Origin of the sequence: Rhodococcus sp. PAE-6, from assembly GCF_025290685.1 — a bacterium.
Lineage (GTDB): Bacteria > Actinomycetota > Actinomycetes > Mycobacteriales > Mycobacteriaceae > Rhodococcus > Rhodococcus pyridinivorans.
Genome location: NZ_JAOCLZ010000009.1, coordinates 153,767 through 166,213, shown reverse-complemented (window position 1 = coordinate 166,213; position 12,447 = coordinate 153,767). Strand labels below are relative to the sequence as shown.

General features: G+C 69.2%; 12 protein-coding genes. 3 read left to right on the top strand and 9 right to left on the bottom strand.

Going from position 1 to position 12,447, the window contains the following annotated elements; all coding sequences use genetic code 11:
• Positions 1-29 precede the first annotated feature (29 nt).
• Both NVV99_RS27115 and NVV99_RS18240 read right to left on the bottom strand, forming a co-directional pair.
• On the bottom strand, positions 30-122 hold the full coding sequence (locus NVV99_RS27115) for an Ms4533A family Cys-rich leader peptide (protein WP_309568822.1): 93 nt from the start codon (positions 120-122) through the stop codon (positions 30-32).
• Positions 123-293: 171 nt separating this feature from the next.
• Positions 294-500, bottom strand: a complete 207-nt coding sequence (locus NVV99_RS18240) for a hypothetical protein (protein ID WP_019288357.1) — start codon at positions 498-500, stop codon at positions 294-296.
• Positions 501-566: 66 nt separating this feature from the next.
• Between NVV99_RS18240 and NVV99_RS18235 the strand changes: the two genes are divergently transcribed.
• Positions 567-2,513 carry a glycoside hydrolase family 15 protein gene (locus NVV99_RS18235; protein WP_024101364.1) on the top strand — a complete coding sequence of 649 codons (1,947 nt, stop codon included), beginning with the start codon at positions 567-569 and terminating at the stop codon, positions 2,511-2,513.
• Between the two features lie 391 nt (positions 2,514-2,904).
• Here the strand turns inward: NVV99_RS18235 and NVV99_RS18230 are convergent, their stop codons facing one another.
• Complete coding sequence (locus NVV99_RS18230) at positions 2,905-3,837, bottom strand: nitronate monooxygenase family protein (protein ID WP_019288359.1); 933 nt, start codon at positions 3,835-3,837, stop codon at positions 2,905-2,907.
• 35 nt (positions 3,838-3,872) lie between these two features.
• Positions 3,873-5,768 (bottom strand): translation elongation factor 4, encoded by a 1,896-nt coding sequence (gene lepA / locus NVV99_RS18225; RefSeq protein ID WP_259443777.1) that lies wholly within the window; start codon positions 5,766-5,768, stop codon positions 3,873-3,875.
• Between the two features lie 63 nt (positions 5,769-5,831).
• Between lepA and NVV99_RS18220 the strand changes: the two genes are divergently transcribed.
• Complete coding sequence (locus NVV99_RS18220) at positions 5,832-6,500, top strand: type II toxin-antitoxin system PemK/MazF family toxin (RefSeq protein WP_024101365.1); 669 nt, start codon at positions 5,832-5,834, stop codon at positions 6,498-6,500.
• Positions 6,501-6,527: 27 nt separating this feature from the next.
• Here NVV99_RS18220 and NVV99_RS18215 read toward each other — a convergent pair whose 3' ends face one another.
• Complete coding sequence (locus NVV99_RS18215) at positions 6,528-7,349, bottom strand: aquaporin (protein ID WP_006554504.1); 822 nt, start codon at positions 7,347-7,349, stop codon at positions 6,528-6,530.
• Positions 7,350-7,712: 363 nt separating this feature from the next.
• On the opposite strand from NVV99_RS18215, the gene rpsT reads away from it, so the two are divergent.
• A complete protein-coding gene (gene rpsT, locus NVV99_RS18210) occupies positions 7,713-7,973 on the top strand; it encodes a 30S ribosomal protein S20 (RefSeq protein ID WP_006554505.1) in 261 nt (86 codons plus the stop codon).
• A gap of 164 nt (positions 7,974-8,137) precedes the next feature.
• On the opposite strand, the gene holA is transcribed toward rpsT, so the two are convergent.
• From holA to NVV99_RS18190, 4 genes are read right to left on the bottom strand one after another with little or no spacing between them, the layout of a single operon-like run.
• Positions 8,138-9,109, bottom strand: a complete 972-nt coding sequence (gene holA, locus NVV99_RS18205) for a DNA polymerase III subunit delta (protein WP_006554506.1) — start codon at positions 9,107-9,109, stop codon at positions 8,138-8,140.
• Complete coding sequence (locus NVV99_RS18200) at positions 9,106-10,944, bottom strand: DNA internalization-related competence protein ComEC/Rec2 (RefSeq protein ID WP_260782974.1); 1,839 nt, start codon at positions 10,942-10,944, stop codon at positions 9,106-9,108. The genes holA and NVV99_RS18200 overlap by 4 nt, the downstream gene beginning before the upstream one ends.
• Before the next feature lie 36 nt (positions 10,945-10,980).
• Positions 10,981-11,466, bottom strand: a complete 486-nt coding sequence (locus NVV99_RS18195) for a hypothetical protein (protein WP_260782973.1) — start codon at positions 11,464-11,466, stop codon at positions 10,981-10,983.
• On the bottom strand, positions 11,463-12,302 hold the full coding sequence (locus NVV99_RS18190) for a ComEA family DNA-binding protein (protein WP_024101368.1): 840 nt from the start codon (positions 12,300-12,302) through the stop codon (positions 11,463-11,465). Before NVV99_RS18190 ends, NVV99_RS18195 begins: the two co-directional genes overlap by 4 nt.
• Positions 12,303-12,447 lie beyond the last annotated feature (145 nt).

Genomic DNA, 12,447 nt, shown 5'->3' with positions numbered 1-12,447 from the left:
AAGACGGGGACCGCGGAGAGAAGGAGGATTCAGCGACAACAGTCGATGTCGGCGACCGATGGCATGCCCACAGCGATCAACGCCAACTCGTGGCGGAGGCGGGGCAGAGTGGTCGCGGACACGCGGCAGAGATTAGCAGAGGTCGAGGGTCGACCGAAATCGACGATTCGGACACCGGACGTCGAGCACCGAACCGGATGCGCGAGCGGCGTGCTCACATGGAGACGAGCCATGCGACGACGACGATGATCAGCAGCGCGATCAGCGCCAGGGTTACGCGCGAACGCGGCATGTCAGCAATCCTCCGTCGTCGTGGCGGGCGAGTCCGTCTCTCCGCGGCCGAGCAGTCCGAAGACACCGGCCATCGCCCGATCGAGCAGCCATGCAACCCCTGAGCAGGCCGGCACCAGCACTGCGAGCACCAGGGCCACCTGGGGGACGAAGGACAGGCCCGCGAGCCACAGCTCGAAGCCGTCCCACCACGAAGCCACCCGATCCATTGCCTACACCCTAGTAGGTTCGGCAACCGCGCTGCGATCCGCCCGGCCCGCGGTGATCATGGAGGGATGGACCACTACCACTCCTCCTCACCGCTGTCGGGGGCACCCTTCCGACGGAGTCCGTTCCCGCCGATCGACGACTACGCATTCCTCTCGGATTGCGAGAGCACCTGCCTGATCGCACGTGACGGCACCGTGGAGTGGATGTGCGTGCCCCGTCCGGACTCGCCGAGTGTGTTCGGGTCGCTGCTGGACCGCAGCGCGGGACATTTCCGGTTGTCGCCGCACGACCGCACCGTTCCTGCGGCACGCCGGTACCTGCCGGGCGGTCTGGTGCTCGAGACGACCTGGCAGACCGACACGGGTTGGATGATCGTGCGGGACGCGCTGGTCATGTCACCCTGGTACGACGTCGAGGAACGCTCCTCCACGCATCGCCGGACCCCGTCCGACTGGGAGGCCGAGCACATGCTGTTGCGCACGGTGCGCTGCGTGAACGGGACGGTCGACCTGTACGTCAGCTGCGAACCCGCCTTCGACTACCACCGCGGCCGCACCGAATGGAGCTATACCGGCAAGGTCTACGAGGAGGCCACCGCGGTGTGCCGGAACGCGCCGGACGAACATCCGACACTGCGCATGACGACGGATCTGCGCCTCGGAATCGAGGACCGCGAGGTCCGCGCGCGACGTCGACTCCACAAGGGCGACACGGCCTTCGTCGCATTGTCGTGGTCGGACTGCCCGATGCCGCACACCTTCGACGAGGCCGCCGTCAAGATGACCGCCACCCAGGACTACTGGCGCGAGTGGATCACGACGGGCCGCTTCCCGGATCACCCGTGGCGCACCTACCTGCAGAGCAGCGCTCTGACGCTCAAGGGACTGACCTACAGCCCGACCGGGGCGCTGCTCGCAGCGTCGACGACCTCACTCCCCGAAACACCTGGCGGAGAACGTAACTGGGACTACCGTTACGCGTGGGTACGCGATTCGACCTTCGCACTGTGGGGTCTGTACACCCTCGGGTTCGACCGGGAGGCCGACGACTTCTTCTCGTTCATCCTCGACGTCTCGCGCGACGCGGACGGCGTCCGCTATCCGCTCCAGGTGATGTACGGGGTGGGCGGTGAGCGCGAGTTGCCGGAGTCGACCCTCGATCATCTGAGCGGCTACGACGGCGCCACCCCGGTCCGCATCGGCAACGACGCCTATCACCAACAGCAACACGACATCTGGGGCACACTGCTCGACTCGGTGTACCTGCACGTCAAGTCCCGCGGGCACTTCCCCCAGACGTTGTTGCACACCCTGCGCCGGCAGGTCGAGGAGGCAGCGGCCAACTGGCGCAAGCCCGATCGCGGCATCTGGGAGGTGCGCGGCGAACCCCAGCACTTCGTGTCGTCGAAGGTCATGTGCTGGGTGGCACTCGATCGCGGCGCGAAACTCGCCGAACTGCAGGGTCGTCCCGACTACGCCCGGAAGTGGGCGGCGATGGCCGACGAGATCAAGGCCGACGTCCTCGAACACGGCGTCGACGAACGCGGCGTCTTCACCCAGCGGTACGGCCACCCGTCACTCGACGCGTCGGCTCTGCTGATCCCCTTGTTGCGCTTCCTGCCCGCAGACGACCCCCGGGTGCGGGCCACGGTGCTGGCGATCGCCGACGAACTCACCGAGGACGGGCTGGTGCTGCGCTACCGGGTGGAGACCACCGACGACGGGCTCGCGGGCAAGGAGGGCTCGTTCACCATCTGCTCGTTCTGGCTGGTCTCGGCGCTCGTCGAGATCGGCGAGATCGAGCGGGCCGCCGCACTGTGCCAGCGCCTGCTCGACTACGCGAGCCCCCTGAAGCTCTATGCCGAGGAGATCGACACCGAGAGCGGACGTCATCTGGGGAACTTCCCGCAGGCGTTCACCCACCTGGCGCTCATCAATGCCGTCGTCCATGTCATCCGCGCAGAGCGGGAGATCGGAGCGGGCAACTTCCGGCCCGCGCATCTCGGACCGTGAGCCGGTCTCAGGCGACTCAGCGCCACCGCATCCGGGGAGACGTCGGTCTGCCACGGATAGAGGCCGCGCTCGTCGCCGTACGAGCCGGCGCTGTAGTACGCGATGGGCTGCACCCCGAGTTCGACGAGAGCGTCGAGCCATTGGCTGGAGGTCGCGACGATCCGCTCGGGTGTGCCCTCGATCGTCGTCGTGCCGTAGGAGTGCTCGACGGTGACGGTCTCGCCGCCGGCGGTCGCGGTGTCATCGGTGTCCGACGAACACGCCACGAGGGTCGGGGCGACGAACAGTACGAGCGCTACCGCGGAGAGAACGACTCGGCGCATGGGCGACCTCCACTTCAGGTGAGGCTCACCTCAGCTCGAATGTGGACGTCCGTGTGCCGGCGCAGTGCTCAACGGAAGCGGGACAGCAGGGTCTCCGCCTGTTCGGCGATACCCCGGATCACCTCGCCCGCGGGTCGCTCGGAGCGCACCAGACCGGCGGCCTCCCCCGCGTAGACCACCCCGATGTCGGGATCGTCACCGGTGTACGCCGCGGCGAGGGTGTCCTCGTCGGCGCCCCGGCCGTGCCACTCCTCGGTGAACGCATTGCGCAGGGCGCGTCCGCCCCAGCGCGCCGGCCACGGCTGGTGCCGGGCCTTGTCGAAGACGTCGGTGTAGACGGTGTCGGCGCTGCCGGCCTCCACGAGCCGGCCACGGGCGTAGTCGGGGCCGACGGTCTCCGGGCTGGCGAGCAGCGCCGTCCCGACCAGGGCGCCCTGCCCTCCGGCTGCGAGCACCGCTGCCAGACCGCGACCCGTGGCGATGCCACCTGCGGCGAGCACGGGCAGCGACGTCGACTCGAGCACCTCCTGCAGCAACGGGAGGGTACCGATCCGGCCCGTGTGCCCACCGGCCTCATGGCCCTGCGCGATCACCGCGTCGACACCCGCTGCCTCGACCACGCGCAGATCGTCGACCGTGTTGATCTGCGAGAGGACGACGGCCCCGGCCTCGTGGACGCGCTCGATGTAGGGAGCGGGATCGCCGAACGAGAGCGTGACCAGTTGCGGGCGGTGCTCGAGCACCGCGGTGAGGAGGCTGTCGTCGTCGGCAAGCGCCCAGGTCATCAGACCGAATCCCACGGCCCCACCACCGATCTCGCGGGCGGTGCGCACCTCGCCCTCGATCCACTCGGCGGTGTTGTACCGGGCGGCACCGATCAGGCCGAGTCCGCCGGCCCGCGTCACCTCGCCGGCGAGCCGCCCACCGGCCCGGCCACCCATGGGCGCACCCAGCAGTGGAACGGAGATTCCGAGTTCACGGGTGAGCCAGGTGTCGAGCACGCGAATCCTTCCGGTGGGCGTCGCAGCAGGAGCGACTACTTCTTCGGCTTGTCGGACGAGGCCTCGGACGACAACGCGGCGACGAACGCCTCCTGCGGAACGTCGACGCGGCCGATGGTCTTCATCCGCTTCTTGCCTTCCTTCTGCTTCTCGAGCAGCTTGCGCTTACGGCTGATGTCGCCGCCATAGCACTTGGCGAGAACGTCCTTGCGGATCGCCCGGATGTTCTCGCGGGCGATGATCTTCGAGCCGATTGCGGCCTGGACGGGCACCTCGAACTGCTGCCGCGGGATGAGTTCCTTGAGCTTGGTCGTCATCTTGTTGCCGTAGGCGGCCGCGGCGTCCTTGTGGACGATCGCGCTGAATGCGTCGACGGCCTCGCCCTGCAACAGGATGTCGACCTTGACCAGCGCGGCCTCCTGTTCTCCGGCCTCCTCGTAGTCCATCGAGGCGTAGCCGCGGGTGCGCGACTTCAGCGAGTCGAAGAAGTCGAAGATGATCTCGGCCATCGGCAGCGTGTACCGCAGCTCGACGCGGGTCTCGGACAGGTAGTCCATACCGCCGAGCTCACCGCGCCGCGACTGGCACAGCTCCATGATCGAACCGATGAACTCGCTCGGCGCGATGATGGTGCACTTGACGATCGGTTCGTAGATCTCGCGAGCCTTGCCCTCGGGCCAGTCGGACGGGTTCGTCACGACGACTTCCTGGCCGCCTTCGAGCACGACGCGGTAGACGACGTTGGGAGCCGTGGAGATCAGGTCGAGGCCGAACTCGCGCTCGAGGCGCTCGCGGGTGATCTCCATGTGCAGCAGACCGAGGAAGCCGCAGCGGAAACCGAACCCGAGAGCGACGGACGTCTCGGGCTCGTAGGTGAGCGCGGCGTCGTTGAGCTGGAGCTTGTCGAGCGCGTCGCGCAGCACCGGGTAGTCGGAGCCGTCGACCGGGTACAGACCGGAGTAGACCATCGGGCGCGGTTCGCGGTAGCCGGTGAGCGGCTCCTCCGCACCGTGGCGGGCGGTGGTGACGGTGTCGCCGACCTTCGACTGGCGCACGTCCTTCACGCCGGTGATGAGATAGCCCACCTCGCCGACGCCGAGACCGGCGGTGGCCTTGGGTTCGGGCGAGACGATGCCGACCTCGAGCAGTTCGTGGGTCGTGCCCGTCGACATCATCTTGATCTTCTCGCGGGGCACGATCTTGCCGTCGACCACACGCACGTACGTCACGACGCCGCGGTAGGTGTCGTACACGGAGTCGAAGATCATGGCGCGGGCGGGCGCGTCGGCGTCACCGACCGGCGGCGGCACCTGGCGGATCACGGCGTCGATGAGTTCGGGGACGCCCTCGCCGGTCTTGCCGGAGACCCGGAGCACGTCGGACGGCTCACAGCCGATGATGTTCGCGATCTCACCGGCATAGCGGTCGGGATCGGCCGCGGGCAGGTCGATCTTGTTGAGGACCGGGATGATCGTCAGGTCCTTGTCGAGCGCAAGGTAGAGATTGGCGAGGGTCTGCGCCTCGATGCCCTGCGCGGCGTCGACGAGCAGGACCGCGCCCTCGCACGCCTCGAGCGCGCGGGAGACCTCGTAGGTGAAGTCGACGTGGCCCGGGGTGTCGATCAGGTGCATCACATAGTCTTCGCCGTCGAGCTTCCACGGCAGACGTACGTTCTGCGCCTTGATCGTGATGCCACGCTCGCGCTCGATGTCCATGCGGTCGAGGTACTGGGCGCGCATCTGCCGCTCCTCGACCACCCCGGTGAGCTGCAGCATCCGGTCCGCGAGCGTCGACTTTCCGTGGTCGATGTGCGCGATGATGCAGAAGTTCCGGATCTTTGCGGGGTCCGTGAACGTGGTGTCGGCGAAGGTGCTGATGTCGTGCTCCTGACTCGGACTGGCAGCGGCCAGCAGACCGCGGTCACCCTGCAGAATATCCAAGTCGGGCGGCGGCCGGGATTTCGCCCGGGTCAGGTCCGGTTAAGCTCGGTTCCCGTGGCCGGTACATGGAAGAAGTTGGGCAGGCAGCTGGGGCGTCTCGCCGTCGACCAGGGTCCGAAGATCTACCAGCAGTTGCAGCAGTCCGGGGCGCTCGACAAGGCGCGCGCCGCGTTGAACGCGGCCGGCCGGACCGGCGCAGCGAGCGGAACCTCGGGGAGCGGTACCACTGCGGCACCGAAGCCCGGCGCGTCCGGGACCACGGCGCCGAAGCCAGGTGCCGCGAAGACCCAGTCCGGCACGAAGCGTCCGGCCCCCGGTCGCCCGGTGGCGTCGCGCACCACGCCCACGGCGCAGCGTGCCCGCCGCCTCGAGTACTCCCCCGACCTCGACGGTCGCGCCGATCCGGGTGAGATCGTGTGGACCTGGGTGGCCTATGAAGAAGATCCGACGGAGGGCAAGGACCGCCCGGTGCTCGTCGTGGGCCGCGACGACAGGACGCTGCTCGGGCTGATGCTCTCGTCGAACTCCGACCGCGACGGTCACCGCGACTGGCTCGGAATCGGCTCCGGACCGTGGGACGCGGAGAACCGCCCGAGCTGGGTGCGCCTCGATCGCGTGCTCGACGTCCCCGAGGACGGCATCCGCCGCGAAGGCGCGATCCTCCCCCGCGCACGATTCGATCGGGTCGCGACCCGGCTCCGTACCGATTTCGGCTGGAGCTGAATCGGGCCGCGCCCTGACCGCAGGCCCTCAGGAGGCCCGGAGCCCGTACCGCCGCCCGAAGAGGAAGGTGTAGACGAGCGCTCCGAGCGCTCCGCCGATGAGCGGGAACACGATGAATGCCCACAGCTGCCCGAGCGCACCGTCCTGGTAGAAGGCGACGGCGAGGCTACGGGCGGGATTGACCGACGTGTTGTCGATCGGGATCGAGATCAGGTGGATCACCGCGAGAGTGAAGCCGATGGCGATGCCGGCGATCGGCGCGTCGGCCACCTGATCGGTCGCACCCAGCACCACGAAGACGAGCACGGCCGTGAGCAGGACCTCGACGACGATCATCGCGCCGATGCCGTAGCCGTTCTCGAGCACGCCGCCGAGCGGACCGTGCACCGCCGAGGGGCTGTGCGCGCCCCAGCCGTTCGCCCCGAGGCCGTCGGCGGCACGGTCGTAGCTCGGCAACGACGACGCCACCGCGTAGAGCGTCAGACCGGCGACCAGACCGCCGACGACCTGCGCGATCCAGTAACCCACGGCGCGCACCGGCGTCACGTGACCGACGATGAGCTGCCCGAGCGTCACCGCCGGGTTCACGTGACACCCGGAGATCGGGCCGATGGTGTACACGAGGAACAGCAGGGTCAGGCCGAACGCCAGTGCGACGCCGAGCTGACCGACATAGGTTCCGGCGAACACCGCGGTACCCACCGCGGAGAACACCAGGAGGAAGGTTCCGATCGCCTCCGCCACGTACTTCCGCAGGTCGGAGAACTCACCGGGGTCTCTGATTTCCAGGGAGGTCTGGCGTGCGAGATCTTCGTCGATTCGGGACTCGGGATCGCGTGGGGGTTCCATGGGTCACCTCGATGTTCGCGGTCCCGCTCGCAGGCGGAACCTGGTGGTAGAACACTTCGAGTCGATGCACCGCAGCCGCGAACTCGTCGTTCGCGCTGTGAGGGAGATTACGCATGCGCCGTGACCTCGACAACGACATCGTGCACCGTGGCGTGTCCGCCCATGTAGATGCCCTCTCGCGGCGGCACGCAACAACAACAGTCAGGTGCGCGTAGTCCTGGCCGAAACGATCAGGCCGGTGAGAAGGGTGATTCGACCGCCGGTTTGGGCTTTGCGATCCGTTCTTGGTAACCTTGTCCATCGGTGCTCAGATGCACCCAGAGCTTTCCTACCAGCTACCAGCAAGACGACAGGATTTTACGCGTGGCCAACATCAAGTCCCAGGTGAAGCGGATTCGCACCAACGAGCGCAACCGACTCCGGAATCAGTCGGTGAAGTCGTCGCTTCGTACGGCGATCCGTTCGTTCCGCGAGGCTGCGGCCGCTGGCGACAAGGACAAGGTCAACGAGCTCCTCGTCGCCACGAGCCGTCAGCTCGACAAGGCTGCCAGCAAGGGTGTCATCCACCCCAACCAGGCTGCCAACAAGAAGTCTGCTCTCGCGAAGCTTGCCAACAAGCTCTGAGTTCATCGCTCCGAGGTAGTAGACGCAGGCTCTGCTTCACGAAGGCCGTCCCCCGCCGGGGACGGCCTTCGTGGCGTTGAACGACAGAAATGATGCCGCCCGCCGGAATCGGCCGCGGGCACGAGCACGAGCACGGGCACGGGCACGGGCACGGCGGAGAAGCCTCAGGCCGCCAGCTCGGAGATGACCCGCACGGCGTGCTCGAGGGCGTAGTCCGGATCGGCCGCGGCTCCCTTGACGTCGGCGTTGAGCGCAGCGACCACCGTGAGTGCGGTCCCGATCGACGCCGGCGCCCACGTGCGCGCCTGCGCCTGCGCCTTCTTCACCTTCCACGGCGGCATACCCAGCGACGACGCGAGGGAGAACGGGTCGCCGCGACCGGCCGAGCCGACCCGGGCGATCGTGTGCACGGCGTCGGCGAGAGCATCGGCGAGCAGCACGTGGGCGACACCGCGGTGCATCGCCCACCGTAGCGCTTCGAGCGCACCGGCCGTATCGCCGGCCACGGCCTTCTCGGCTACGTCGAATCCCGACACCTCGGCCTTGCCCGAGTAGTAGCGTCGCACGGCCGCAGCATCGATCTTGCCGCCGGTGTCGGCCACGAGCTGGCTGCACGCCGCAGCGAGTTCGCGCAGGTCGGAACCCACCGCCTCGATGACGAGCTGTTCGACATCGCCCGAGACTCGCACCCCCGCAGCCTGGAACTCCTTGTGGACGAACGTCCGCACCCACGCCGCCTTCTCCCCCGCCTTCGCGGGAGCGGCACACATGTGCTCCTCGGCGCCGCGCTTGCGCAGCGCGGGCACCATCGCCTTGGTGCGTCCCCCGCCGCTGTGGAGGATCACCAGTGTCACGCCCGGAGGCGGATCGCCCGCGACATCGAGGATCAGCGCCGCGGCGTCCTTCCCGGCGTCGGCGGTGGATTCGAGGATCACGATGCGTTCTTCCGCGAACAGCGACGGACTCAGCAGCTCGGCGAGTTCGGGTACGCCCGCGTCGCCGGCGCGGAGCCTCGAGACGGGGAGATCGCCGGGAGTTTCGCTGCGCGTGCGGACATCGGACACGATCTTCGCGACGGCACGGTCGACGAGCAGTTCTTCCTCACCGAGGATCAGATGCAGGGACGCGTCGCTCACGGTTCGATCGTGCCACGCACGTCCGACACCACCGCGAGCGCCCCGGAGGCGGCACGGAGCACTGCAACGTCGCCGTGCAGGTCGGTCCGCAGGACCCGCGCCCCGATTCCGGTCAGGGTGGAGACGATCTCGGGATGGGGATGCCCAAACAGGTTGTCTCGCCCGGCGCTGACGAGGGCGACGCTCGGCCGCACAGCGGTGAGGAAGCGTGCGGGTGTGGTGCGCGAGCCGTGGTGCGGCACCTTCAACACGTCCGCACGCACGTCGGTGCCCGACCGCACGAGTGCGTCGAGCGCGGCCTCCTCCGCGTCTCCCGGCAACAGGACCCGGCCCACGACGGTGTCGACCGCCAGGACGAGCGAGTTGTCGTTCTCGGAACCGCCTGTCCGTCGCCCGGCCGGGCCCAGCACCCGGATGTCGAGATCGCCCGCACGCAGGGTCGCACCGGCACCCACTTCCCGCACCACGACACCGACCCCGGTCGCCGCGTCGAGCACACCCGCCGCGTCGTCACCGGCAGCACCCGGCGCGACCACGACCATCTCGACCGAGCGCCCGGTGAGGACACCGCGGATCCCACCCGCGTGGTCGGCGTGCAGGTGTGACACGACGAGCAGTGCGATACGGCGAATCCTCAACCGGCGCAGGCACCGATCGACGGGTTCCGGTTCGGGTCCGGTGTCGACGACGACCGCGCGCCCGTCCCCCGTCGCCAGCACCAGCGCATCGCCCTGACCGACATCGCATGCGACGAGTACCCATTCGGCTCCGGGCCAGCCCGGTCGCAGCATCCGCACCGGCAGCCACACCGCCGCGACGGCCACCGCAATCACGAGAGCCGTGATCCGCACCCGCCGGTGACGAGCCACCGACCACGCCACCGCGACCAGCACCGCCGCGACCACTGCCCCCACCGGCCCGTCCGGCACCTCGAGTTCGGCCGACGGCAACGATGCCGCCCGGTCGGCCACCGCGATCAGCCACCACAGGAACGGCCCGGTGCCGCGCGCGAGCACCTCCCCAACCCACGGGACGACGGAGGCGCCCACCGCGACCAGCGAACCGAGGACCGTCAGCGGCGCAAGTACCGGGGCGACTAGGACATTGGCCGCGACCGACACGACACTCACGGTCCCGCTCACCGCCGCGACGAGAGGTGCGGTCGCTACGAACGCGACCAGCGACATTGCCGCGACCTCCGCGATGGGACGCGGCCACCCGCGATCCACGAGCCGGGTCACGACAGGTGGCGCGGCGACGATCAGTGCCGCCGTCGCGGACACCGACAGCGCGAACCCGACGTCGACGGCGAGGTCGGGCAGGAGTACGAGCAGTACGCCCACCGCGGTGCACAGGGCGGGAAGTGCCTGTCGCTCACGACCCGTCACGAATGCCAGCAACCCGATCGATCCCATCGCGGCCGCGCGCACCACACTCGCCGACGGACGGACCACGACGACGAAGGCGACGAGAGCCGTCGCGGCGAGGATGGTCCCGGAACGCGGTCCGAGTCCTACCGCGCGCACGAGGAGCAGTACCGCTCCGAGGACGATGCTGACGTTGGCTCCGGACACGGCCGTCAGATGCGTCAGTCCGGCCACCCGGAAGTCCTCCCGCACCTCGTCGGTCAGCGCCGTGGTGTCGCCCACCACGAGACCGGGCAGCAGGCCGGCCCGGTCGGCGGGAAGCACCGCGGAACCCACCTGCGCGAGCCGGTCGCGTACCGTGCCAGCCCATCGCTGCCACACCGGGGGCAGACCGACGACCGTGGGTGCGTTCTCCGCGTGGAGCACCGCCACCGTGGTGCCCGGCCCGGTGTGCGGCGCCGCCCGCACGCGTGCGGTGACCGACTGCCCGGGCAGGAGATCTCCTCACGAGTCGGCCGGGGCGAGCACCACCACCGATCCCCCGGTGTCCATGGATCGTCCACCGACCGTCACGTGCTCGAGCCGGGCCGGGATGCGTACCCGGGGTGTGTCGTCGAAGGCCGCGGCCCGGATGCGTCGCGGGTCGTCGGTGGGGAGGAGGACGACGCCGGCCCACGCTCCCCTTTCCGCTGCGGAGGCGATCGGGTGCTGGTCGGCGGCCCACATCCGTAGACCGGCGGCCGACCCGAATCCCGCGACGACGGCCAGTGCGGCGAGGAGGATCCGCGCACCTCCGCGTGGGATGCGACCGGTCGCGACGAGACGGACCGTCACGGCGCATCCGACGACGGCCGCGACCGCCACGGCGGTGACGATCCGCCATCCCGTGTACAACCCGAGAAGTGTCACGGCCCACGCGGCCAGCGCGCACGGCACCAACCGGGCATCGAGAACCGTTGCGGCGTCGGACCCGTCGTTCCGTCCGGTCACACCGTCACCAGTTCACGCAGCCTCGCGAGTCGCGCCGGTCCGATCCCGTCGACCTCACCGAGTTGTTCGACGTCCGTGAACGGTCCGTTGGTGTCGCGCCACGAGACGATCGCCGCGGCCGTGACGGGACCGACGCCCGGCAGCGCGTCGAGCGCGGTCTCGTCGGCGGTGTTGAGATCCACCGGCCCGCTTGCCTCCGGTGGAGCATCGCCCGGTGTCTGCGCCCCGACGATTCCACTGGCCTGCGGAACAGGTTGGGGCGGGGCGATTCCCACGACGATCTGGTCACCGTCGGCGACCCGCCGGGCCAGATTCAGGCCGATGAGGTCGGCGCCGTCGACGGCACCGCCGGCAGCGTCGAGCGCGTCGGCCACACGGGATCCCGCCGGCAGCCGCACGAGCCCGGGACGTGTCACCGCACCCACGACGCTGACGACGAAATCGGCGGAATCCGGTTGTGCCGTGTCCGTCTCCCTCGCGGCGGACGGCTCTGCCGTGTCCACGACTTCGACTCTCGGCAGCGGCGGTACCGGTTCGGGGACCGGCCGGTCGCGCCACACGACGACGAGTGCCACTGCGGCGGCGAGCACTCCGATCGCGGCGAGAGCAGCGGTTCCCCGTCGTCCCGTGTCCCATCGCGCGGCGGTCAGCCGATCGACGAATCGTTCCCGGCCGGGACCGCTGTGGAGGGGTTCGTCGCCGTCGTCCGGATCCGCCCAGGGGTGGTCGTTCGCCGACCTGTCGTCGGTCCAGGGCGGTTCCGCGGGCATCGCCGAGGAACGCGTGATCGCGCCGAGGCGGGTGCGCGCGAGATCACGGTGGTCACTGCTCGCCATGCCGCGACGCTAACCGCGGCCGCGACCGCCGGATTCGGTGTCGGCGCCGATCCGGCCGGGGTTGTGGATGACCCGCACCCCTGTGGATGAATGCCCGGATGGGGCCTCCACCGGCATCATCCGGGCCGGGAGGTGGTGTAGGTGG